The sequence below is a fragment of the Planococcus notacanthi genome, from assembly GCF_030407825.1.
In the GTDB taxonomy this organism is placed as follows: domain Bacteria; phylum Bacillota; class Bacilli; order Bacillales_A; family Planococcaceae; genus Planococcus; species Planococcus notacanthi.
On sequence record NZ_JASDCQ010000002.1, the window covers coordinates 262,925 to 285,788 of the forward strand.

Consider the following 22,864-nt stretch of genomic DNA (forward strand, 5'->3'; position numbering starts at 1 on the left):
ATCATCATGCAAATACGCTATGTGAACGCGAAAAACTTACAGGAAATCAGGAAGTCAGCACCTGATTCAGCCATGGCTCTTGGCTATTTTGACGGTGTCCATTTAGGGCATCAGAAAGTCATCCAGACGGCAAAGGAAAAAGCGGACGCACATGATTTGGCTTTGGCGGTCCTCTCCTTTTTCCCTCATCCGAAATCGGTCTTGTTTCCAGACAAGGAAGTCGCTTACCTGGAACCGTTGGAGCAAAAAGCTGAAAAGCTGGAAAAGCTTGGTGTGGACATATTTTATGTGGTGGAATTCACGAAGGAACTGGCGAAAGTGGAGCCGGATGATTTTCTGTCGGACTACATCACCGGCTTGAACGCCGAGGAAATCGTTTGCGGGTTTGATTATACGTACGGTTCCAGAGCAAAAGGAACGGTCGAGACATTGGCGGTTTATGCAGACTCCCAGCAGGCAGGATTAACGGTCGTCGAAGAGTTGAAGTGGAAGGAACAGAAAATCAGCTCCACGTTGATCCGGAAACATTTAACGGAACGGAAACTGAATGAACTGCCTGGTTTATTGGGGGCATTTTATCAAACCAAGCATTGCCAGAAGGACGGGTTATTGCCCAATTATTCGCTGCCGAATGTCGGCACGTATAAAGTGCGGATCGAAAGTTGGACATCAACGATTGAATGTATAGCCACGGTCAAATGCAAAAAAACCATTCAGTTGGACTGCGAAATGGCCATGTTGCCGAATTTATTGACCATTCAATGGGTGGATCAATTGGAAGCGGTGCCAAGCTGATTCCCATCATTTTTATAAAATAGGAAGATCCGGCAGGCCATTCGATTGGTTCTGCTTTTTTATTTGGGCGGTGTTCTTAAACTTTTTTGAGCTATATAAGTTGAACATAAGAATCATCATTTCATACACCGCTTCGGACGCTCTGGGCATGGCTCCCGCAATGAGCCGAGAAGGGCACTCGTCTCATTGCTCCGCCTAGCCCGTGGACGCGCCGGCGCTGGATATGCTCTTTGAGAAAAGGAAACGCTATCCGTTTCTGCAGTACTATCTGAGATATGGAGCAAAACAGCGGAGACTCCTGCGGCTTAGCGAGACGACCGATACACCGCAGGGAGCGCAGCGGACGAGGAGGATTGGGCGCGAGCCCGCTGGAAAGCGTAGCTGTTTTACGGAATATCGGCTACTATAAATCATTAGTTCCACTTATATAGTTAATCAGAAGCTATTTCTTCATCTTCCCATTGACCGTTAAAGTGGGATAAATTGAAAAACTCCATAAAAACACACCAGCCCTATCAAAGGACTGGTGTGTTTTCATCTTTTATTTAACGACTTCCCGGTTGTTTCTGATAAACAGGGAACCGATCAAGCCGAGAACTGCAGCAATCAATACCGCGTAGAACGCGTGATGGGTGCCGAATGCCAAAAACTCAGCGGGGTTGACGGCGCCAAATTCCGCGATGTAATTCTTTTGGCCGGCTGTGAACAAGGTGATGGCGATTGCCGTACCTGCAGCTCCAGCGACCTGCGTCAGTGTGTTCATCGCCGCTGAACCGTCTGCGTACAGTTCCCGCGGCAATTGATTCATGGCATGTGTCTGTGCCGGCATGATGGTCATGGAAATCCCAAGGAACAGGATGCAAAGAGCGCCAATGACCTGCCATACCGGTGTTGTTGCGGACAAAATCAGCAGGAAGACAATGGCTCCCACGGTGATAAAGGAAAACCCAAGGCGTGTAAAGATGCGGGCGCCCACTCGGTCAAAGTTGGAGCCGACAATCGGTGCCATGATGATGTTCAATAGGTTCGCCGGAAGCATCAATAAGCCAGCGGCAATGGATGTATAGGCAAGGACGCTCTTCAGATAGATGGGAATCAGAATCGCCACGGAAAGGATGACGAACAAAGTGATGACCATCAGTACTGTGCCGAGTGCGAACATCGGGTACTTGAAGACGCGCAAGTCGACCATCGGCTCCGGCATCTTCAGCTGGCGGAAGATGAACAGCCCAAGTGCTGCAACGCCTGCCAGAAGCGGTGCCCAGACGGCCGGATTTGTGAATGGCGTTTCGGCCAATGTCGATAAGGCATAGATGAGGCCCCCGAAAGCGACCGTCGACAGCAGGAGCGAGCCGACATCAATTTTCGGCTTGGAGATATCGGAGACATTTTCGATGTTCAAGGCGCTGATCAACAACAGCACATTCAAGATCACCATCACCCAGAAGATGTAATGCCAACTGCTGGCACTGATGATCAATCCGCTTAACGTAGGGCCGAGAGCAGGGCCGGCAGTAATGACCAGACCGACGATGCCCATCACCGCCCCGCGTTTTTGGATCGGGAAAATCAGCATGATGACACTGAACATAAGCGGCAGGAAAATCCCTGTGCCGATCGCTTGAACCAGACGGCCGGTCAACAGCACGGCAAAGCTTGGTGCCACTGCGGCAAGTGCAGCACCGAGTGAAGAAATGACCAATGCGGCGACAACCAACTGGCGTGTCGAAAACCAGCGGACCAAATAGGCGGATAAAGGAACCAGGATCGCCAACACCAATAAATAGCCGGTTGTCAGCCATTGCGCAGTTCCGGCACTGATGGCGTAGTCTTCCATAATGTTGGTCAGCGCCATATTCAACGCTGTTTCACCAAACAGGCCGATAAACGCGCCAAGCATCAGAATAGCTGCCATCGTTTTCGGTTTTTTTACTTGTACATGAGAATTCATAAATCGGTTTCCTTCTATCTATATGTAATTTTAACTTGCCGGCTTTCCCGGACATTTCCTTCTATTGAAGAAATGCTTTCACTAAAGCCGTTGAGTCACTTTGCAACTATACAAAAACTCCTGCAAGAACTCAATACTATTCGCGTGATTTCAGAAGTGGATATGGAAATTCAGACACATTTTCTTCCAAAAAATCGCAATAGCTTACCCGTCAAATAAAGAAAACATAGGGAAACGAGTGGAGATAAAAAAGTGAAAGCCGCTTTTATTTATAGGAAATGCTGCGTTTTCGGAAAACCAGCAACAGCTGCGAAGTAACAGCGAGAACCGGCAACTCAAGCAAAGGGCCAATGACCAAGGCCAATGCGATCAGCGGCTGGTCGGGAAAAACGGTCATGGCAATCGCCAGCGCGATAGGTGAATTTCTTGCCAACACATTAAGTCTCAGACTGGCTTTGTCTTCATAGGAAAACTTCAGCAGGTTGGCGGCGTTTTGCGCAATGATGAAATTCACCACAAAAAACAGCAGGATAGGGACAAGGAGCTGAGCCAATAAATCCAAATTGCCGAGCAGCAGTCTGCCTTGTGAAGCAAACATCGCTGTGATGGCAAGGGCTAGAAAAATCATAGGCAATGCACTCAATTTAGCTGTCAGGCTTGCATTCAGCCAGGTATTGTTTCTAAAAAGCCTTTTTGTAGCGATGGCCAGCAATAACGGAAGCGCCAATACGGCAACCACGTTCTCCATTAAAAAAGAAAGTTCGAGTGCACCGGCTGTTCCGCTGAAAAGTAGTAAATAAAGCGGCAGCAGGATAATCTGAAGGATCAGGTTCACCGGGAGAATGGCAGTGGACAAGGCCACGTTTCCCTTGGCGATTCCAGTGAAGACCAAATACCAGTCCGTACAGGGTGTCACCATCAGCATAATAAACCCGATGTACAGGGCTAGCTGGTCTCCCAAAAACAGCGAAGCCAGGAACCAGGCAAAAAGCGGTGTCCACAAAAAATTAATCAGCAATGAAGCAGAGGCGAATTTGGCATTGCCGAAAGCCTGTTTCGCTTGTTGGAGCGGGATTTGCAAGAACGTGAGATAAAGCATCACCATCAGTAAGGGAACGATGAAATGCTCCGCGTTTTCCTGAATCATCTCAATGCGCCCTGCGCCAATGCCGATCACCGCAGCAGATAGAATTATGACTGTATATAGCTTTTCGACTATGTTCATCGCTTTTCCACACCTCGCTGGATCGGAATATTCCGTAAAGCTTATATTATCATAATAGACAGAGGCAGCAGATTGACAAGACAGGACAAAGTGCTTTTACTATAGAAGAAAAAAGTTGAGGGAACTGAAATCATTCATTGCCTCACTGATTTACGTAATTATGAACTTAAGCGAGTTATTGATTTTGTGGTATAGTAACACTAATTACATAACGTGTAGGAATAGGTGCTTATGCAAATAAGCTTAAAAGGGAAGCTTGGTGAAAATCCAACACTGTCCCGCAACTGTAAATTCGGAGCGAGTCATAACAAGCCACTGTGAAAATGGGAAGGCATGATGAGCGTAGATGAAAAGTCAGGAGACCTGCCTTATTCCAGTACACACCAAATACCTGCGTGGAAATAGGTGGTGCTTTGTGCGAATCTGACGTTTATTGAGATTTTAACGTTTTTTTCTTATGCATAAAAAGTGGAAGGCTATTTCTGGAAAACAGAAATGGCCTTTTTTATTTGGGTTATGTAAAAAGAAAGAGGAGGAATAAAATATGTCGTCACAATCAAGTGCTTTTTACGAAGAACAATTCAGGGTATGCGTTATGCAAAGAATATCAGAAGGCAAATCCACAGACTTAAAATCGTTCCAGCAACAGTTGATTGATGAAAACAAAAAAGAATATGCAACAATTAATTCTGCTTATCTGAAAGTGAAAAAAGAATTACTGGGTTAAGGAAGGTGAGGCAGCGGCTGTACGCTGCTTCTTTTTAAAAAGGGTAGAACAGAAGAAAATCAAAAAATACGTTTATGGATATTTTTGGTATGATTGTTTGAAATAATATTGAAAGGAAGAAGCGGATGAAATATCTGGTGAACGAAGACCACTGGGATTTAGTGGGTTATGCAGAACAGAGAGAAAAAATTCTGAGCAGATTCAATCAAGAAACAGCGGCCTTTTTGAAGAATGATTCATTTCATGACGGCAAGGTTGTTTCGATTGATATCGTGAATCAGGAAAATGGAGAGATGAAAGATCCGACATCCATCAAGATGGTGATTGAGCATTACAGTGGAGGAATTTATGAAATTCATTGGACCCATGTCCGGAAGTTCTTTATGGATTATGATATTACCCGAAATGTATACGGCAATGCACCTCATAAAATCGCTTTTGGCGGGAGACGAGGTCTCGATGAATGGGGCTATGATGAACTTCTTCCCTTAAGCAAAAGAAAACTCCAGCATGAGATTCTGTTGTTTTCCCGGACAACGATCATCATCCATTGCGCAAATGTGAAAATCAGAAAAATCAAAGCCTGACTGCAACTTAATGTGAATTCAACCGTAAGTAGAAGAAGGAGGTGTTCGCCGTGGCACTTTTCGCTCATACGAGCACACGATATGTACTTTGGTCATCCGTTATTTTCTTACTGCATTTCATGGATTCGCTCTCTATTTTCACATTGTTCATCGTTTCTCTACTATTGATTGGAGCCAATTATTTTTTTGAGAAAACCGGGCAAGAAAAAGAGTTTGAAAACAACCTGGTTGATTGGCTGTGGCTGCCGATTTTGGTGGACACAATGGGGTTCATTGTGTCGCATTACGTTTTTTAGAAGATACATAAGCTGGGAGCAATAGACGAGAGGGGGAAATAAATTGCTTAACGTAGGAGATATCATTTACACCGTATTATTTTTCATCGCGGTTGTTTTTATTTTTAACTTGGTGAAAAGAAAAATGTCGAGGTGATGCAAGGTGAATAGGAAAGTTTTGAAATGGTTTTTGGTGATTCTGGGGCTGTCTGCATCTTTAGTGAGCATCGGAATCGGTATCTATGTCTACAGCAATCCGTTGGCTGACCATGCGCAATTCTTGCTGCAGCTTCCCTTTTTGCTGGTTACGGTCACGCTAGCTTCGGCCATCGCGGTTAATGGGCTAAGAAAGACCGAAAGGAGACGCATCGATTAAACTGTGATGCACCTCCAAAGCGGATTTAATTCGCCTCTTTCCCCGTAGTGAAGTTTCGCACTAAAGAAATGATGCCCATTGTAAAGCATAGAAACGTCGACATGAAAACTTCAGGCCATGAAGAACCTATCGCACGAAACAATACAACAGCTAAAATCCCTGTAATGAAATAGACGGGGATGAATTTTTTTGACAACAACAGTTCACTCACACATACACAACTCCTTAAAACAAAAAATGGCGGTCAGAATGCACCGGCTTTAATTAGTGTAACGGAAACTTGCGGCCGAAATCTATGGGAGGTGACGACGATGTTCAATGAAAGTCCAAAATGCTCTGTATGCGGCAAGGAAATTGAAGGGGATGAAGTGGTCTTCATCAAAATGCGCTACCCGAAAAGAAAAGGCTTTACGGAAGTTAAAGCGTATTTAAAGAATGAAGGCCAGTTTATCTGCGAAGGCTGCTACGATAAAAAGTAAAGAGATCGATTGGTCGTATACCTGAAAAAGCAGAGAAGGAAAGACCCTTCTCTGCAGCTTGGTTATTCTTCCTCTTCTTGTTTCTCATCTTTATTGTCTTTGAGATCAATCGTGAATCCGTCTTCTTGCTCCGGATCTGCATCACGCACTTCAAATGAACAACCGGCCAATAACAAGGCTGCTAATCCCACTAAAAAAATTTTCCTCATCGGACATCCCTCCTTATTTTATATTTCCGAAATGGTATTACTGGAGAATACGGATGGATTCCTAAAAAGTTTCCAATTGACTGGAAATAGTTTTTCCGGATTTCGGTTTCAGTTGATTAGTTTTGCTGTGTTCTGCAAAGCGATGGAAACCGGGTATATCGAGCTTAGAAGTTTAAGGAGGCCATACTTTGTCGGCGAAATTGAAAATTATTTTCTCGTTTTTTATTTTATTTGGCGCAGTGCTGTTGTTGGCGAAAGTCGATCAAACCTTCAATCTTTATAACGCGCCTTCCATTCTGATAGCTGCCGGTGTGATTGGCCTGATTTTTTCTTTGCTGGCCACCAACAAGGAAAGCAGTTTGTTGTGCCGGATTGGTTTGCATAAGTACAAACGGGGCCAACGAGATAGCGAAGTGCCGGCCATGTACGTCTACACATGTGAAAGATGCGGCAAGAAGAAAAAAGCGGCTTCGGTTGTTTAATGAAAAGAATGAGGTGAACAAGTGGAATTTACAGATTTTATGCAAGAGAATTTTCCGGATTTAGAACTCACGCCACCTTTGTTTTACAACTGGGATGTTGGCATCCGCTTCGAATTAGGGGTGGATTACAAACGGGGCGAGTGTTCCCCGAACAGTGCATATCTTAAAGGTGTTTACCACAGGGCTATCACGCTGTTCAATTCCCTGCATCTTCAAGAGGATGAAATTTTTCTGGTCGTAAACGTACATGATTTCGGGAAGAACACGAGCTTAAGACGCAAACTGAATATTTTCTCCAAGTACACAAAAAATCAATCGGCTTTGAACAAATTGAAGCACCTGACACTGCCTTATATCATTCCGGAAGACGATGAAGATGGAAATTACCGGACCCATCGATTTGTCCTGAAATGCAAAGTGTCGGACCTCAGGTACATGCCTTTGTTAAAAGCAATCTGTAATACCGATATGGGATACAAGCCGGCTATCCATCATGATGTTTTCTTTATCAGCCTTAAAAATAAAACCATTTTCCATGTATATGATGACAGGGGCTGTGACTTGGTGGCGGCATCAAAGGAAGACATTCGCCATATTTACAATACGCATAACGATTGGATATTGGATTATGACAGAGATGAGATTGACCAGGTGTTTAGGTGAGGAATGATTAGGCAGTGGGACTTGGAAGATGGAAATTAAATTCAATAGGAAGAGGTGAATGGGATAGTGGGAGATGGAAACAAGTTAAACCCAGTTGAAGCAGCAAGGCTCTTTGTAAACAAGTATTTTCCGCATTGTGAAGGAGCTTTATTGGCTGGCAGTGTTATTCGAGGGGAAGCAACGGAAACATCTGATCTTGATATTGTTGTATTCGATAAACAATTTCATACTTCTTATAGGGAATCAATGGTCGCTTTTGGATGGAGAATCGAAGCATTTGTACATAATTTAACTTCTTATAAAGAATATTTTTTCAGTGATTATGAGAGAGCTCAGCCTTCAATGCCGAGAATGGTAGCAGAAGGCATAATTTTAAAAGATGAGGGAGTCATTGGTCCGATTAAAGAGGAAGCTAAAGAATTGCTGGATAAAGGGCCTAAAGAATGGTCAACAGAACTAATAAATACAAAGCGCTATTTTATTACGGATGCATTGGATGACTTCATTGGGTGCACTAATCGAGCAGAGGCGATTTTTATAGCCAGTAGCCTGGCAGAATCAGTAAGTGAATTTGTATTGAGAATTAACAAACGATGGGTTGGTACTTCTAAATGGATCATACGGTCATTAAGATACTACGATGTTGAGTTTACCAATCAATTTGTCGAAGCTTTTGACGAATTTTATAAGAACGAAGACAAGCAAAAGATTATCCAACTCGTTGATGAAGTGTTGGAGCCCCATGGGGGACGTTTATTCGAAGGCTTTTCTCTAGGGAAAATCAGAAGGGAGTAAGTACATGAAAAGTTTAGCAATGCATTTTGCGTTGGACCCAATCTTAACCTTAGATAAGAAGCTGGTTCGTCAAAAGAACGGAAAACTTTTGACCGATGTTCAGGGAGAATTAAAGATTATGCTTGAGGAGTCATGCTTCTTTCACGAGCCATCTCTGGCGCTTCTCGAGCTGGGAATCAGTTTGAAAACGTGGAGGACAAGAGATCCGGGAGCGGCACAGCGTTTTGAGTATTTCACGATGGAACATGATGAAAGAGAAGGCCCCATTTTAGCCTTCATCAAGAAAGGCGAAGACGAGTGGCAACTCTTTTCCATTTGGCAGGAGTTTGAACACAAAGATACTGTCTCTCTTAATGTATTGCTGGGGGCAGTAGACCAATATTTATCTGAATTGGAAGAGCTGTTGATGAACAGATTCCGTATCAGGTATTCTGATTTTGCAAAAGTATAGAATGAGAACCGCGTTCAAGCGCATCACCTCCACTGCGAAGAATTGAGACTAAGTTAAAAGAGGAACAAGTATCCACTCAATGAACCACTTGAGGAGAAACATAAAAACAGTCACAATTACTACTCCAGCTAAAAAGTAGAGGCTTAATCTCGAATTGTCTATAAGGGCACCGGTCAAATCCTTCAAAAAACTGATCATGGTTTATGCCTCCAATTTTATGGATTTGAATTTCTTTAAAGAAGTCAGTTAAACAGTAATTAGTACCTACGATGACGAAATCAGAAAATAAGAGTTTCTTTATTAATGATCATTTTAATCATAATTGGTCTGTCATCATTCTTTCAGCCATTTTATTGGTAAGATGGATCATCAAGGAAAAAACTAATTTTTAAAAAAATATTAGACTAACAAGTTTTCATCAAAACCTCCCAATCTTAATCAGACTGGGAGGTTTTTTTAGAAGTTTTTCTTCGCGATTTGTCTGTGAAAATAAAATAGAAAATAGTGATGAGCAGCGATTGCATAAAGTTATCCAACCATTCGAATGAACCAATTTTAAAATAATCGAAGGCCATGAGAATAGAAAACACGCCTATAAATGACAGTAAATAAAAATAGGGGCGACTGATTTTCATTTTCCTCACTCATTTCTTTAGGGTTTTCCCGGTGTTCTATTCTTCTTTTTTCAAGTAACGATTGCCTGTATTGATATAAATGATGCCAACCAAGATGATGACGACCATCAAGACAACCCCGGCAATGATGAGCCCTTCCACTTGGAATAACTCCCCTAAAAAGATGAAAACCGTGGAAAACGTAATACCGAACATCATTTTTCCGGTCGCTTTGCATAAAGCCTTTTCGTCGTATTTTGCCTTTTCCTCATCTGAAAGTGTATTGTACCCGGCGATTAGCCAAGCCCCTTTTCCTTGCAGCAGCGCAATACCCAGAATCAAGAGCAATATCATTCCAACCAGTGGAATAAGCATTTCCATCATAATCACCTCCTGAAGAAAAATGGCCTGTATGTACTATACCGATTTGTTTCGGATAAAGTTTCGTTTTCTATAAAAAGATACCAGTTAAAATGTTCTCGGAATTTCCAATCCACCCCGCAAAGAGTCTGAGTTTCCATACCGGCTGACAAAAAAAGAACTCCGTGGCGAGTTCCTTCTTGTTAATCAGCATAAAAGCGCAATTTGATAATACTTAGCGGCCATCTTATAAGCGCGAACTTCGTTATAATGTTCTGCTAGTTCGGTACTGATTTCTTTGGCCAGCAATGAATACTTGCCTTTTTGTGCCAACTGAACCGCCTGCTGCAGTTCTTTCTCATAGGAAGGAAAATCAAAGCGTGCTTTGTAGATTTGGGATCTCAAGTGCAAAAGCTGAATATAGGAATTGGGCAGGTTATACAAAGTGGTCAGGCGAAAGCCTTTCTTTAAATAGTCATCAGCTTCTTCCCAATTCTTTCTTTGAATGCTGATATCACTTAGAACTTCAAGGGCATGAATGGTTTCTTCTTCTTTATCTGCGTTTATGTCATATTCAATGCTCTGGAGCATGTATGCGGCCGCTTGATCGAATTGCTTCTGTTTTTGATAAACGCGTCCATAATTATAAGCCAAAATGGGTGCATAATAATCTTTATTAAACCCCTCCGAGAACTGGAAAAGTTCATCCAAAGTCTTCAATGCGTCATCATATAAATCGTTTCGATGGTATTGGATGGCTAATTGGGCCAAAGAATTTGCGATTCCCCCTTTAAAATCCTGGTCTTTGAAGATTTGCAAGGCCTTTTTCGTATACAGTCTTGCCAGTTCTAAATCTTCATCCATTTTTGTTCGGACTTGAGCCAAGTTCAAATAAGCTTTTGCTGCCCGCAACGATGTTTCTTCGTGTTGTAAGGATTCAAGATGAAGATTCGCGTAAAACAAAGCTTCTGAATAATTCTTATTCGTGTTGAAATATTTGTAAAGGCTATGGAAGTAATAAGAAGTTTCATTCTCGAAAGTGGGTTGGGCAGGTGAAATAATGTTCTTGGCTTGTTCGACTATGGGATGGGCTTCTTCCATATCATTTGCGGTGTAATACGAGATCAACACATAGTAGATTTTAATCAAAGTGAAATTCGAATGGTTTTCCTTCGAATGGAGTTTTAATAAAGCGAGGTCCTGGGAATTGATTTTTCTGAAACTGATATAACTTTCGTAAATCCGGTGGACGTCCGGCTCTACATTCTTCATATTCATATCAAGCAGAAACTCGGCGTCCACTTCCAGTACCTTGGCAATTTTCGTGATGAACGAGTAGGAAGGCTTGGCTTTGCCGCTCTCGATTTTGCTTATGTATGTATTGGAACAAATTCCTTTGATCAACTCTGTTTGAGTCATTCCTTTATGTATCCTGACCTGGCGTATTCTTTCTCCTATTTCCATTTCTTCACCCTTTTCGTTTCAATCTAATGTCATTCTCTCTCTGTTTGACAGCTTACAAAATCAATCATTGTAAAGAAAAAAAATTTACAAATTTAGTTGTTTATTTTTTATTATACAATATTTTGCAATATTGCGTAGTGTTAGAAAATTCAGGTACGTAATAATATGAATGTAGCAAGACCACACCAACCAAAAAGAGGAGATGACTTCCATGTCAAGAAAAGAAAAAATCAATGCTTTGAAAAACCCTGAAATCCGTAATCATGAAATTGAAAATCCGGTAGGGAAAACAATGAATGAGCTATCAAGCGATGAGTTAGCTGGAATCCAAGGAGCTTCTGATGTGAATGCAGAAACAACTCCATTGTGCATCGCAGCATCTATTGGCGCAACTATTATCTTTTCAATGAGAAATTGCTAATCTAACCTAAACTAAAAAAATTGGAGGAATTAAAAATGACTAAACAACAAATTATCAATGCGTGGAAAAACCCTGAAATTCGTGATGGTGTTGAAAAAGTAACGCCTCATCCATCTGGAAAAGCATTTAACGAATTGACGTTGGACGAGCTTGCAGAAGTGCAGGGCGCCTCAGACGTAGCGCCTGAAACTACTCCAGCTTGTGTGGCAGCATTTGCGACGGGCTTGCTTTTCTCAATCAAATTTTGCTGATCAACTTTTAATAGTGGAGGATATTCCTCCACTATTACTTTTTAAAAATAATGAATTTGAGAATGTCTATGACCAGTCGTATGCATTCTCAAATTTATCATGAAAAGGAGTGGAAGAGATGGAGAAAGTATCAACCCGAACAAACCATAGTGATTACATCCATGCCCTGTTTAGTTACGAGAGAAGCCGTTTTTTAAAGGAGGAAGGAATTGATCCGGCTCCAGCTATTAATAAATGGAGAAAACGCCTTTCCATGACTTCGGATGCCATTTTTCAATCTAAACTAGCTGTGGCAGGCCTTTCTGAACAACAATTTGCGGAAATGATTACGCCGCTTAGTGAAAAGAACCTGGACGAAAAGCAACTTCAAGAACTGGCAGCCTTCTTAAAATCAGAGATGAACTTAGACCTTGTGATAGAAGGGTTGAATCTATCTGAGCAAAATGAAAAAATGAAAGAACAACTCGATTTGGGATTGTTTATCCGCCCGTTCCTTTCTTATATCTCCAATCGGCTTGATTTGGCATTGGAAGAGCTTTCGCGCACCCAACCTGCCAATATCGAAAAGATCAAAGAAACGCTGATGTTTGCCATTGGCACCCAATTGATCACTCAGGCGTCCCGATCGATCGTTTTGGAAATGCATGTTTCCAAGTTGAAAGATGAACTTTACGGTTCGACAGCAGAAGAAAGATTCCAGTCGTTCATCAGAGAAAAAGCTTTAAATCCTTCAGAATTGATGAAGTTTTATGAGGAATATGCCGTGTTGACCCGAATCCTTATTCTCCGGAGTGAATTTTTTGTTGAAAATATCAATCTTACCTTAGCAAGATATATGGATGATTTCGATTCCATGTCAAATGCGTTCGGTTTAGACAACGACGAGCTGGATTCCATTGAATTTGGACTGGGAGATACCCATCAGAAAGGCAAGACAGTCGGTAAATTTGTGTATAAAAACGGAAAAACAATCATCTACAAACCGAAAGGGCTTTCCATCTCCTTAAAATACCACGATTTATTGGATTGGATTGCAGAAAGAGCGGAATTCCCGACATTGTCTCCTTATAAAATTCTGGATTTTGGAACACATGGCTGGGAGGAATGCGTATTATACAGCAGCTGTCTTACGCAGCAGGAAGTGAAGCATTACTACCAGCGATTCGGTGTTCTCTTGGGGATGATGCATTCGATCAAAGGCGCTGATTTCCACTTGGAAAATATTATAGCAGGCGGCAACACGCCGTATATTATTGATCATGAAACTTTATTTCACCAAAGCCCGAAACTGGATTTCCCGGATTCCGTTGAAGTTGACTTGAAGTATGAACAGGCCAATTCTGTAGTGGGCACCGGGCTGCTTCCGATTGCCATGTTTAAGAATGCGGAAGGAAAAGGGATTGATCTCAGTGCGCTCAACGGAAAAGAGCAAGAGCTGCCTTTTAAGGTATTGAAGCTTGAAAATGCCATGACCGATGATATGAAATTTTCCATGCAGTCTGAACGCTTCCGCGGCGCCAATAATCTTCCCACTTTGAATGGGGAAGGTGTCGATGCAGAAGAGTATTTGGAGGACATTTTAATCGGATTTGAAAATATTTTTAATTTCTTTATCGATTATAAAGATGAACTGCTGGACTCCAAAGGGCCGATTGAATCATTTCGCAATGAGAAAATCCGTGTTGTAGCGAGGGCTACTCAGCAGTACTTCAACTTTCTCAATGAATCCAGCCACCCGGATTATATGAGAGATGCGCTGTATTTGGAAAATCTGTACGATCGTTTATGGTTTTATCCTTATCATGACAAGCGCATCATCCCCCATGAAATTTTGGATCTGATGGCAGGCGATATTCCGTTCTTTAACTCGCTGGCTGATTCAAGGGATCTTTATTCGAGTACTGGAGTGAAAATTGACAATGTGTTCGCCCAAAGCGGGTATGAAATAGTGGTCGACAGAATCCGGAAATACGACCTTGATGAACTTCAAACCCAGCTTGGATGGATCCGAACCTCGCTTGTCGGATCAAAAAAAGAGGAAGCGGACGTTCAAGAAGAAAAGTGGGCCGACGAAAAAGTGCCGAGTGATGTTGATTTGCTTTTTTTGCATGAAGCGAAATCCATTGGAGAGGAAATTTTGAGCAAGCTCCGCTATTCAAAGGCGAAAGACAAAGCTTCTCTCTTGTGCTTGTCGCCGAATAGCGAAGGAACCTGGTCGGTAGCGCCTGCCTTGCAAGGCCTTTACGATGGGCTGGGCGGCATTTCCCTCTTTTTCCAATACTTATGGAAAGAAACGGGGGATGAGCGTTATAAACTGGCTGCTGAAGCCACGCTGCAATCAGCTGCTGCGCCGATGGTTGAAAACCAGGGACTGGTTTCTTCATTCACTGGATCCGCTTCTCTTTTGTATCCGATCTTGCATTTCCATAAAAACTTCGGCAGCAATGAATATGAGTGGAAAGTCGACGAAATCAAACAAAAACTAAAGCAGAACGTTCAAAAGGATGAAGTTTTTGATTTCCTTGGCGGAGCTGCAGGGGTTTGCCACGTATTGATGAATTCTTTTGAATGGACAGGTGACCGCGAGTATTTAGAAATAGCGGAACTGTATGGCGAGCATTTGTTGGCAAACCGCCATTCTCCGGCTCCTGGCCAAGCAGCTTGGGCATCAGGAGAATCCGGCAATTATTTAGGCGGCTTTTCACATGGCACAAGCGGCATTGCCCAAAGTCTTTTCAGACTATTCTATCTGACAAAAGACCAGAAGTATCAAGAAGTTGCAGAGAAAGCTTTGCGCTTTGATCAATCGCTGTTTGATAGTGAAAAAGGGGCTTGGAAAGACAACCGGCGCTCTGAAGGCCAATATGCCCATCACTGGTGCCATGGGTCAATGGGGGTTGGGTTAAGCAGAATCATGATGTCCGATTATACCGCCAATTCCACAGTTGGGACGGAGATAAACCAAGCGCTCCAAAATCTTCGGAATCACGGCTATAAGAGCTCGGACTCTTTATGCCACGGAAACTTTGGAGACACGGAACTATTCTTGCAAGCCGGCATGCACTTCCAGGATTCCAGCTTGTCAGAAGAAGCGAAACAAAGAGGATATAATTGTGTGCTGCAAAAAGAAGCGCGCGGCTTTTATCAGGTAGACGGGCCGAAAGGGTTTATCCAGCCCGGCTTATTTACCGGCCTTGCCGGAGTTGGCCTGCAGTTGCTGAGGTTATCGAATCCGAAAGAGGTACCGTCCGTCTTGTTATTGGGTTAACTAGTACAGAAAGAATAGAAAAAGCAGTTCAGTCAAGGGGGATCCGTCCATTGCCCTTATCGATTGAACTGCTTTTTATTATTGATTCTTCATAAAAACCATATAAAGGGAATTTGGTTAAAAGGAGCAGGGTTAGACGGCGTTTTTTCACGCCTTACTTACTGTTTTTTTACCTGTTCTATTCACCTTTCCCGATTCTTTATAGTTAACTTAACAAAAAAATTAAGTTACTAATGGAGGGATAAAACGTATGGTGGTCAGGAAATTAAGCACCAGAGAACGTGAAGTTGCTGTCTTAGTCGCTAAAGGGAAAAAAGATGTGGAAATAGCAACTCTGTTATTCATCAGCCGAAGAAGAGTAGGGGAATTGATTTTTAATATTAAAGAAAAGTGGGAGATTACGTCCCGAGTGGAAATCGGGATCGGTGTGTATCATTTCGGTTGGCTGCACTCCCAGGAAGAGCGTTCGATGGAACACGCTGCCCCCATTCCGTTTTACGCAACAGATCATTATAGGGAAGTCCGAATTTAGAAAGGGGAGGGTTGTATGGCTAGTAAAGTACCCTTCATTGAGCAAATGGAACACAGTGAGTGTGGACTGGCGAGCTTGGCTATGGTATTTGCCTTCCATGGGAAATACGTTTCATTGGCCGAATTGCGGGAAAGCTTCGGGGTGCCCAAAGGAGGGACATCGCTGTATCAGTTGATGCTCATCGGAAAGCATTACGACATGAATGTAAAAGGGTTTAAAGTGGAAAAAGAGGCTTTTAAAGACATGGCACTCCCGGCCATCATCCATTGGGAAAACAAGCATTATGTTGTGTTGGAATCCATTTCTAAAAAGCATATTGTGGTTGTGGATCCGGCTTTGGGCAGAAGAAAAATCCGCCACGAAGAGTTTGATGAAAAATTTACCGGCTTTGTCCTTTGTTTAACTCCAACGGAACGATTTGTGAAAAGCAAAGGGCCTTCGCACATTAAATTCTTTTTATCGTTTGCACTCGGAAAGCCGAAATTGATTTTTCTGATCCTGTTTGGCTCTTTGGTGCTGCAGCTTTTCACTCTGGTGGTGCCATGGATGACCACTTGGATAACGGACAATATCATCGTACCGAAGAATGGGAATGCGATGAGTTCCATCGGAATTGGCCTCTTTGTATTATTCATCAGTTTCCAGATTCTTTCGTGGTTTAGAGGCTTTCTCGTCGCTAAACTTCAGACGACCATCGATCAATCATTGATGGAGACGTTCATCGGGAAGTTATTGACATTGCCGTACAATTTTTTCGAAAATCGTTCGGTCGGTGAATTATTGTTTCGGGCCAATTCCAATGTATACATTAGGCAAATCCTATCCACAAAGGTTATTTCCTTTCTGATAGACGGCATTTTGGTATTCACTTATTTAGCCATCATGTTCCACTATTCTGTCCGGATGACCACAACAGTGCTGCTGATTGGCATTACCGTCTTTACCTTGCTGGTGGCCAGCACAAAAGTTTCGAAAAAGTTATCGGATCAAGATGTATCAGCGCAATCAAAAGTCCAAAGGATCTTATCGGAAAGCATCAATGGCATCAGCGATATTAAAGTGATGGGGCTTGAGAATATAGTGTTCTCTGAATGGAACGGACTTTTCCATGACCAATTGAAAACTGCAGAAAAGCGCTCGATTTGGGTGTCGTCGGTCAACACGGTCGCTTCCTCTGTCCAATTCATCCTGCCGGTTTTTCTTTTATGGTACAGCAGCTCCGCCATTTTGAGCGGTTCAATGACTTTAGGCACTGTACTAGGATTTAATGCTTTGGCGATGGCTTTCATCACACCCATCATTTCTATTGGCAGCGGCTACGGAGAGTTGACTTACCTAGGTTCGTATCTCCAACGCTTATATGATGTCATGCAGGCAAAATCAGAAGTCGCAGATCCGGAAAGCGAAGCATTGAAAATACAAAATTTGGCGTTCAAGGGAGACATTGAATTTGAAAATGTGTTTTTCCGGCATAATCATTTCAGCGAAATGGCTATCAAGGATGTGTCTTTCAAAATAGCGGCTGGAGAGAAAGTGGCTATCGTTGGATCTTCCGGATCCGGAAAAAGTACGATCGTCAAACTGCTTTTGGGCCTCTATTCCCCTACAGCGGGAAAAATCAAATTTGATGGGCGAGAGAGTTCGATGATCAATCTCGCAGCGCTGCGCAAATCCATGGGAGTCGTATTCCAGGAAGCACGGCTCTTCAATAAAACGATAGCTGAAAATATCACTGCCCAAAGAACAGCCATTGAGAAGGAAAGCATCATCAAGGCTGCCAAAAAAGCCAATATCCATAAAGAGATTATGGAGCTTCCATTGAACTTTGATACCACTGTCTCTGAATTTGGCGCAAACTTTTCCGGAGGGCAAAGGCAGCGGTTATTGATCGCGCGGGGGTTAGTCGCAGATCCGCCTATTCTTGTTCTCGATGAAGCGACCAGTGCCTTGGATACCTTATCAGAAAGCATCATCGATAATGAGCTTAACTATATGTCGTGTACGCGTGTTGTTATTGCCCATCGATTAAGCACAGTCCAGAACGCCGATAAAATCATCGTGATGGATGAAGGGCAAATCGTGGAAATCGGCAATCATGAAGAATTAACAAAAGCCAAAGGCTATTACTACAATTTATGCAAAGCACAAACCTTGATAGGAGAGTTGAAAAATGAACGTTCAGCGTAACGCACCAAAAACTTTTTTAGTGATTGCTTCTTTAGCCGTCAGCATGAGCTGCTTAGGGCCGGCTGTACAAGCTTCCGAACCTTCTGCACCATTCAGGCAAGCAGAAGAAAGGGAGTCCTCCATGATTTACTTGTTTCAGGAAGGGACTGATCTGGACGCGGTTGCCGAAGATATTCAGGAAGTTGACGCCAAGGCATCCGTAGCACTGATGAACGAAATTGACACCCTGACCGTCCAAGCTTCCGGGCATGCCCAAAGTGAGGAGATTGTGGAACTTGTCCAGCGTAAATACGGATCACTCGTTGCAGAAAAAGGGGAAGACCAGACGGTTAATGCCGGCGATGTCCAACCGGATGGCGTGCCGCTGATTTCGCCATTGGCACCGATGCTAGTAAGCCGCCAAGCTGCAGCTTCCGCAAATCAGGACCCGGAGGGCGGGGAAAGCTCCGCGTACCAGAAATGGTTATGGGATATTGATTTAGTCACCCGAAACGGGGCAAGCCGGGCCATGCAAAGTGGAAATCACAGCGTGAAAATCGGAATTGTAGATAGCGGCCTGGATTTCAATCATCCGGATTTAAAAGCCAATATTGTGTCGAAAGGCCGCTCTTTTATTGAGGGAGTGGCAGATACGCAGGATTACATGGGACATGGCACGATGGTGGCCGGATCGATTGCTGCCAACGGCCATATAAAAGGAATTGCCCCGGACATCGGAATCGTGCCTTATAAAGTGTTCCACACCGGAAATGCCGATTCCAGCGATGTCATCGAAGCGATCGTAGCCGCAGCGAACGACGACATGGATGTCATCAACTTAAGTTTAGGCGTTTATAAGTCCTTGAAAAACAAGGAGGAAAAAGCTGTGTATGAAGCTTATAAACGGGCATTGAAATATGCAGAAAAAGAAAACAGCTTCGTAGTCGCTTCTTCCGGTACAGAAAATGCAGGATTTGATATTTTTAATGCGAAAAAATTGGCAGTTGCCCGTGGCTTCTCGAAAGATGCCCAGCTCCATATGCCTGGAGGATTAGGCCATGCCTATACAGTAGCTGCAACAAACAAAGAGAATGCTTTAACTTTCTACTCCAATTATGGAAAGAACGTCTCAATCGGAGCACCAGGGGGGGACTACGGGCCTCTTGCGGATCAGGGACTTTATGATGTGAGGCATATGACCCTCACCACCTATCCGACTAATCTGGCGCAGTCAGTGACTAGCCAGTACGCCGGGTTTGAAAAAGGTTATGAATTCATGACAGGTACGAGCTTGGCGGCGCCTAAAGTGTCCGCAACCGCCGCCCTGGTAATTGCGGAATACGAAGAAGTACATGGGAAAAAGCCCAAAGTACGTGAAGTTGAAAAAATCCTGGAAAAAGGCGCGGTGAAGGGAGACTCCAAAAAGTTTGGAGCTGGAATTGTGAATGCGCATGATTCACTCCAATTAATCGGCCAGAAGAAAAAATAAAAGGAGGGACCAAGATGAGAAAAAAATTCTTTGGCTTTTTGCCCAAAAAAGAAAGTGCATCAAAAACCAATTATCATGCAGCTGAACTTTCGGAAAAGGAAATGATGGGAGTTGAAGGAGCTTCTAGTGCCTATTTAGAACATTTTTACGAACAGGATAAAGTGAAAGGTGTATTGGATCCCATTTATCAAAAAGCATTTTAAATAAAAGAAGTCATTCAGCAATTAAACTGAATGACTTCTGATCAATAGAGATATTAGTAACCTTCAGGTTCTCGGTCGAATAACCCGATAATCTCCTTCACATCTACTTTGATGGCAACTTTAGGCGACTCGGTTTGCGGTGCATCAGAGGCTTGAAAAGCAGATGCAGAATCAGTGGCTGTGACAAGAGAAGCAAAAAGTGTAAGGGAAACGAGTAATTTTTTCATGAATGATAATCTCCTTTTTGTTGGATATTTTTTTCTTATATCCATCATAAGGCGGGAGACTGGTTGAAAAAAATTGGTAAAATTCGCTCTTTTATTCTTGATGAAATCTTGGATTTAAACAGGTTTTTTTACCCGAAAACTGTTAAGTAACTGACGCAATGAGCAAAATTCTAAAAAAACTTAAGGAAGGAGGATGCGCAATGGAGATTGCCTTTCCATTTACCATTTACACAGACACGGAAACTGACATGCACTTATCGAACAACAAGCCGCTGATCCACTTGAATACACTGGCCCAAATCTGTTTCCGCGCTTTTTCCCAGGCATCGGGTCTGCCAAAGCCTGAAATTGTCATTCTCGATGATAAAGCTGTAGAAGGGGTTAGCCAGTCGGGTCGATTCGAGATGGATTTTGATCACAATTACTTTAAAAAAGTAGGGGAAATCAGTTCAGAGCTTGCAAAAGAAAAAAGATTTCGATTGGGCCTTTTGTATGAAAAGAATGCCGAAGAAGAACAAGTGATTGAAAGCTACGAAAAGGCGGTTCTTCTGCACGGAGAATTAACAATTGTCCGCGAAAGCAAACAACTGGATTCAAAAGAAACAGCCATTCAATGGATTACAGACTAAGGAGATGATTTCATGAACAAGCTATTGCAATATGGACTCTTAGCGATTGCGGGTGTACTGGTAGTCGTAGTGTATAAAACATTTTTCTAAAGAGAGGAAGATAGATGATGAACCTGACAATAAACGATGTGAACAAGCATTTCGGACCGTATCATGCAGTAAAGAACTTGTCTTTATCAGTAAGCCAAGGCGAAGCCGTGGGACTGCTGGGACGAAACGGCGCAGGAAAAACGACGACGATCCGGATGATTCTCGGGTTATTGCAGCAGGAAAGCGGAAGCATCGAATGGGGAGGAAAGTCATTCTCACGGAAAGAAGTCAAACTGGGCTATTTGCCTGAGGAAAGAGGGCTTTATCCGAAGATGAACATGATGGACCAACTGGTTTATTTTGGCCAATTGGAAGGCATGAGCAAGCGTGCTGCAAAGCAGGAGGCGATGAAATGGATTGAACGATTGGAAATAAGCCAGTATATCAAAAAAGACACAGGAGATTTATCGAAAGGAAACCAGCAAAAAATTCAATTGATCGCTGCGCTTATGCATGATCCGGATTTGATTATTTTGGATGAACCTTTCAGCGGACTTGATCCTGTTAATGCCCAAATGTTGGAGCAGGTGATAGAAAGTCTGATTCAAGAGAAAAAAACCTTAATCTTCTCAAGCCATCGAATGGAGAGCGTTGAATCATTTTGCGATCGGGTCTATTTGATGAAGCAAGGCGAGGTCGTGCTTTCAGGATCCATCTCGGATATCAAGACCCAATACGGATTTAAGTATGTAAATATCGAATCTACCCAGCCCCTGGAAGAATATTTGATGGGCTTGCAAACTGAGTTTATAAAAAAGGGGAAAGAATATCAATTACAGGTAAAAACCATGGATCAAGGGTTATACCTCATCGAAAAAATAAAAAGCTTGGTTCCGATTCGGAAAATCGGCATCGCCGATCCATCATTAAACCAAATCTTTATTGAAAAGGCAGGGGATTGAGATTGAGAAATTTTTATCTGGTCTTTAAACAATCTTTTCGGGAAAGAGTGACTTCGAAGTCCTACCTTACGACAACGTTTGCGTTGATTCTGATTTCCATATTCGCCATTTCATTGCCCAGCATCTTGGAGAATTTTGCGGATCCGAAAGAAGAAATGGTGGTTGTATCCAATGCCGCCGATATAACTGTCTCGGAACTGGAAAAGCAATTGACCGATTGGGAGTGGAAAGAAGGGGCACAACAGCAGATAGAATCTTTGAAAAAAGAAGCGCAGGAAGGAAAAATTGCTGGCTTATACCTAATTGATGACAATGCCAGCAATTATTCTGTGACCTATTTTTCCAAATCGAATGACGTCGCTTTAAATTCGTCTCTGTCCCAGTATCTTCAGGCGAAGAATACGCAAAGAATTGCCGATAGCAACGGTATGTCGGAAGCGGATCAACAGTCCTTGTTCGTTCCGGTTGCCATGGAAAAAGGACAATTCACTTCAGAGAATGAAGTATCGGTGTTTGTGATTTACTTGATGCTGATGTTCATTTTGATGGCAGTTATGATGTATGGCACAACGATTGCAACCGGCGTCGCCTCAGAAAAAGCTTCACGGGTCATGGAAGTAATGGTGACAAAAGTAAACCCGCTGGCGATGATTTTCGGTAAAATATTCGGAATCGCTTTAGCAAGCCTCATGCAGTTCGCCGCTTTCTTTGGATCTGTTGCGTTGTACTTGAAATCAGGGCTTGTGGAACCCGCACAAAGTTTAGGGAATTTTGACTTGAATCTATCGGCGCTGACAGCCGAGCATTGCGTGTACTTCTTCATCTTCTTTTTATTGGGGTATTTATTATATGCTTCTCTATATGCGGTGTTCGGTTCCATGGTCAGCCGTCCTGAAGAACTGAACGGAACGACGATGCCAATTTCTATTCTCTTGATGGTCAGTGCTTTCTCGGGAATCCTTTTTGTCATGGATGACCCTGCATCAACGCTATCCAAGTTCATGGCAACATTTCCGTTTACCTCACCATTCAATATGATTATTCTGATCATGAAAGACGCTGCATCATTTGGGGAAATCGCTCTATCCATCGGCTTGCTGGTGATCACCACCTTTGCATTCGGTTATTTTGCAGCAAAAGTCTATCCGAAAGGCATCCTTCACTTCGGAGAAAATTTGAAACTGCGTCAGCTTATTATGAGGAAGTCATAAATTGCTTCTCTGGTTGTGTTTG

General features: G+C 42.9%; 27 protein-coding genes and 1 riboswitch. Of the genes, 20 read left to right on the forward strand and 7 right to left on the reverse strand.

Annotation, left to right across the window (positions count from 1 at the left end):
- Positions 1-6: 6 nt before the first annotated feature.
- On the forward strand, positions 7-795 hold the full coding sequence (locus QMA01_RS08760) for an FAD synthetase family protein (RefSeq protein WP_290214775.1): 789 nt from the start codon (positions 7-9) through the stop codon (positions 793-795).
- A gap of 541 nt (positions 796-1,336) precedes the next feature.
- Here the strand turns inward: QMA01_RS08760 and QMA01_RS08765 are convergent.
- Positions 1,337-2,746 carry a DHA2 family efflux MFS transporter permease subunit gene (locus tag QMA01_RS08765; protein WP_290214776.1) on the reverse strand — a complete coding sequence of 470 codons (1,410 nt, stop codon included), beginning with the start codon at positions 2,744-2,746 and terminating at the stop codon, positions 1,337-1,339.
- Between the two features lie 265 nt (positions 2,747-3,011).
- Positions 3,012-3,971, reverse strand: coding sequence for an arsenic resistance protein (locus QMA01_RS08770; RefSeq protein ID WP_290214777.1), 960 nt, complete (start codon positions 3,969-3,971; stop codon positions 3,012-3,014).
- A gap of 206 nt (positions 3,972-4,177) precedes the next feature.
- A riboswitch (cobalamin riboswitch) is annotated at positions 4,178-4,357 on the forward strand.
- Between the two features lie 158 nt (positions 4,358-4,515).
- Here QMA01_RS08770 and QMA01_RS08775 point away from each other — a divergent pair.
- The 4 genes from QMA01_RS08775 to QMA01_RS08790 all read left to right on the forward strand — a co-directional run bounded on the left by QMA01_RS08775 (position 4,516) and on the right by QMA01_RS08790 (position 5,936).
- Positions 4,516-4,698 (forward strand): hypothetical protein, encoded by a 183-nt coding sequence (locus QMA01_RS08775; RefSeq protein ID WP_191714733.1) that lies wholly within the window; start codon positions 4,516-4,518, stop codon positions 4,696-4,698.
- Between the two features lie 125 nt (positions 4,699-4,823).
- On the forward strand, positions 4,824-5,285 hold the full coding sequence (locus QMA01_RS08780) for a hypothetical protein (RefSeq protein ID WP_290183724.1): 462 nt from the start codon (positions 4,824-4,826) through the stop codon (positions 5,283-5,285).
- A gap of 50 nt (positions 5,286-5,335) precedes the next feature.
- Positions 5,336-5,581 (forward strand): hypothetical protein, encoded by a 246-nt coding sequence (locus QMA01_RS08785; protein WP_290214778.1) that lies wholly within the window; start codon positions 5,336-5,338, stop codon positions 5,579-5,581.
- A gap of 142 nt (positions 5,582-5,723) precedes the next feature.
- On the forward strand, positions 5,724-5,936 hold the full coding sequence (locus tag QMA01_RS08790) for a hypothetical protein (protein ID WP_290214779.1): 213 nt from the start codon (positions 5,724-5,726) through the stop codon (positions 5,934-5,936).
- 25 nt (positions 5,937-5,961) lie between these two features.
- On the opposite strand, the gene QMA01_RS08795 is transcribed toward QMA01_RS08790, so the two are convergent.
- On the reverse strand, positions 5,962-6,147 hold the full coding sequence (locus QMA01_RS08795) for a hypothetical protein (protein ID WP_290214780.1): 186 nt from the start codon (positions 6,145-6,147) through the stop codon (positions 5,962-5,964).
- Between the two features lie 100 nt (positions 6,148-6,247).
- Here QMA01_RS08795 and QMA01_RS08800 point away from each other — a divergent pair, with 100 nt between their 5' ends.
- Positions 6,248-6,415, forward strand: coding sequence for a Fe3+ hydroxamate ABC transporter substrate-binding protein (locus QMA01_RS08800; protein ID WP_191714737.1), 168 nt, complete (start codon positions 6,248-6,250; stop codon positions 6,413-6,415).
- A gap of 62 nt (positions 6,416-6,477) precedes the next feature.
- Here QMA01_RS08800 and QMA01_RS08805 read toward each other — a convergent pair whose 3' ends face one another.
- Positions 6,478-6,624: a lipoprotein gene (locus QMA01_RS08805; RefSeq protein WP_191714738.1), complete on the reverse strand. Its 147-nt coding sequence runs from the start codon at positions 6,622-6,624 to the stop codon at positions 6,478-6,480.
- A gap of 188 nt (positions 6,625-6,812) precedes the next feature.
- Here QMA01_RS08805 and QMA01_RS08810 point away from each other — a divergent pair, with 188 nt between their 5' ends.
- From QMA01_RS08810 to QMA01_RS08825, 4 genes are all read left to right on the forward strand, one after another.
- On the forward strand, positions 6,813-7,106 hold the full coding sequence (locus QMA01_RS08810; protein WP_191714739.1) for a hypothetical protein: 294 nt from the start codon (positions 6,813-6,815) through the stop codon (positions 7,104-7,106).
- Positions 7,107-7,127: 21 nt separating this feature from the next.
- Positions 7,128-7,769, forward strand: a complete 642-nt coding sequence (locus QMA01_RS08815) for a DUF3885 domain-containing protein (RefSeq protein ID WP_290183726.1) — start codon at positions 7,128-7,130, stop codon at positions 7,767-7,769.
- Between the two features lie 66 nt (positions 7,770-7,835).
- Positions 7,836-8,564 carry a nucleotidyltransferase domain-containing protein gene (locus QMA01_RS08820; protein ID WP_290214781.1) on the forward strand — a complete coding sequence of 243 codons (729 nt, stop codon included), beginning with the start codon at positions 7,836-7,838 and terminating at the stop codon, positions 8,562-8,564.
- 4 nt (positions 8,565-8,568) lie between these two features.
- Positions 8,569-9,015 carry a DUF7878 domain-containing protein gene (locus tag QMA01_RS08825; RefSeq protein ID WP_290183727.1) on the forward strand — a complete coding sequence of 149 codons (447 nt, stop codon included), beginning with the start codon at positions 8,569-8,571 and terminating at the stop codon, positions 9,013-9,015.
- 671 nt (positions 9,016-9,686) lie between these two features.
- On the opposite strand, the gene QMA01_RS08830 is transcribed toward QMA01_RS08825, so the two are convergent.
- On the reverse strand, positions 9,687-10,013 hold the full coding sequence (locus tag QMA01_RS08830) for a DUF3784 domain-containing protein (RefSeq protein ID WP_191714742.1): 327 nt from the start codon (positions 10,011-10,013) through the stop codon (positions 9,687-9,689).
- Positions 10,014-10,196: 183 nt separating this feature from the next.
- Complete coding sequence (locus QMA01_RS08835) at positions 10,197-11,453, reverse strand: helix-turn-helix domain-containing protein (RefSeq protein ID WP_290183728.1); 1,257 nt, start codon at positions 11,451-11,453, stop codon at positions 10,197-10,199.
- 211 nt (positions 11,454-11,664) lie between these two features.
- On the opposite strand from QMA01_RS08835, the gene QMA01_RS08840 reads away from it, so the two are divergent.
- From QMA01_RS08840 to QMA01_RS08870, 7 genes are all read left to right on the forward strand, one after another.
- Positions 11,665-11,874, forward strand: a complete 210-nt coding sequence (locus QMA01_RS08840; RefSeq protein WP_225218419.1) for a mersacidin family lantibiotic — start codon at positions 11,665-11,667, stop codon at positions 11,872-11,874.
- A gap of 35 nt (positions 11,875-11,909) precedes the next feature.
- A complete protein-coding gene (locus QMA01_RS08845) occupies positions 11,910-12,125 on the forward strand; it encodes a mersacidin family lantibiotic (protein ID WP_191714745.1) in 216 nt (71 codons plus the stop codon).
- Positions 12,126-12,243: 118 nt separating this feature from the next.
- Positions 12,244-15,393, forward strand: coding sequence for a type 2 lanthipeptide synthetase LanM family protein (locus QMA01_RS08850; RefSeq protein ID WP_290183729.1), 3,150 nt, complete (start codon positions 12,244-12,246; stop codon positions 15,391-15,393).
- A gap of 250 nt (positions 15,394-15,643) precedes the next feature.
- Positions 15,644-15,925, forward strand: a complete 282-nt coding sequence (locus QMA01_RS08855) for a response regulator transcription factor (protein ID WP_225218420.1) — start codon at positions 15,644-15,646, stop codon at positions 15,923-15,925.
- Positions 15,926-15,940: 15 nt separating this feature from the next.
- Positions 15,941-18,112, forward strand: a complete 2,172-nt coding sequence (locus QMA01_RS08860; RefSeq protein ID WP_290183730.1) for a peptidase domain-containing ABC transporter — start codon at positions 15,941-15,943, stop codon at positions 18,110-18,112.
- The gene (locus QMA01_RS08865) at positions 18,096-19,580 is read left to right on the forward strand and encodes a S8 family serine peptidase (protein ID WP_290183731.1); all 1,485 of its coding nucleotides are present in this window, start codon (positions 18,096-18,098) and stop codon (positions 19,578-19,580) included. The genes QMA01_RS08860 and QMA01_RS08865 overlap by 17 nt, the downstream gene beginning before the upstream one ends.
- Positions 19,581-19,594: 14 nt before the next feature.
- Positions 19,595-19,783 carry a hypothetical protein gene (locus QMA01_RS08870; RefSeq protein WP_191714748.1) on the forward strand — a complete coding sequence of 63 codons (189 nt, stop codon included), beginning with the start codon at positions 19,595-19,597 and terminating at the stop codon, positions 19,781-19,783.
- Positions 19,784-19,836: 53 nt separating this feature from the next.
- On the opposite strand, the gene QMA01_RS08875 is transcribed toward QMA01_RS08870, so the two are convergent.
- Complete coding sequence (locus QMA01_RS08875) at positions 19,837-20,010, reverse strand: hypothetical protein (protein WP_191714749.1); 174 nt, start codon at positions 20,008-20,010, stop codon at positions 19,837-19,839.
- A 200-nt stretch (positions 20,011-20,210) separates the two neighbouring features.
- Here QMA01_RS08875 and QMA01_RS08880 point away from each other — a divergent pair, with 200 nt between their 5' ends.
- The 3 genes from QMA01_RS08880 (at position 20,211) to QMA01_RS08890 (ending at position 22,842) form a co-directional block, all read left to right on the forward strand.
- On the forward strand, positions 20,211-20,639 hold the full coding sequence (locus tag QMA01_RS08880) for a hypothetical protein (protein WP_191714750.1): 429 nt from the start codon (positions 20,211-20,213) through the stop codon (positions 20,637-20,639).
- Positions 20,640-20,746: 107 nt separating this feature from the next.
- Positions 20,747-21,631: an ABC transporter ATP-binding protein gene (locus tag QMA01_RS08885; RefSeq protein ID WP_191715079.1), complete on the forward strand. Its 885-nt coding sequence runs from the start codon at positions 20,747-20,749 to the stop codon at positions 21,629-21,631.
- A 2-nt stretch (positions 21,632-21,633) separates the two neighbouring features.
- The gene (locus QMA01_RS08890; protein ID WP_191714751.1) at positions 21,634-22,842 is read left to right on the forward strand and encodes an ABC transporter permease; all 1,209 of its coding nucleotides are present in this window, start codon (positions 21,634-21,636) and stop codon (positions 22,840-22,842) included.
- Positions 22,843-22,864 lie beyond the last annotated feature (22 nt).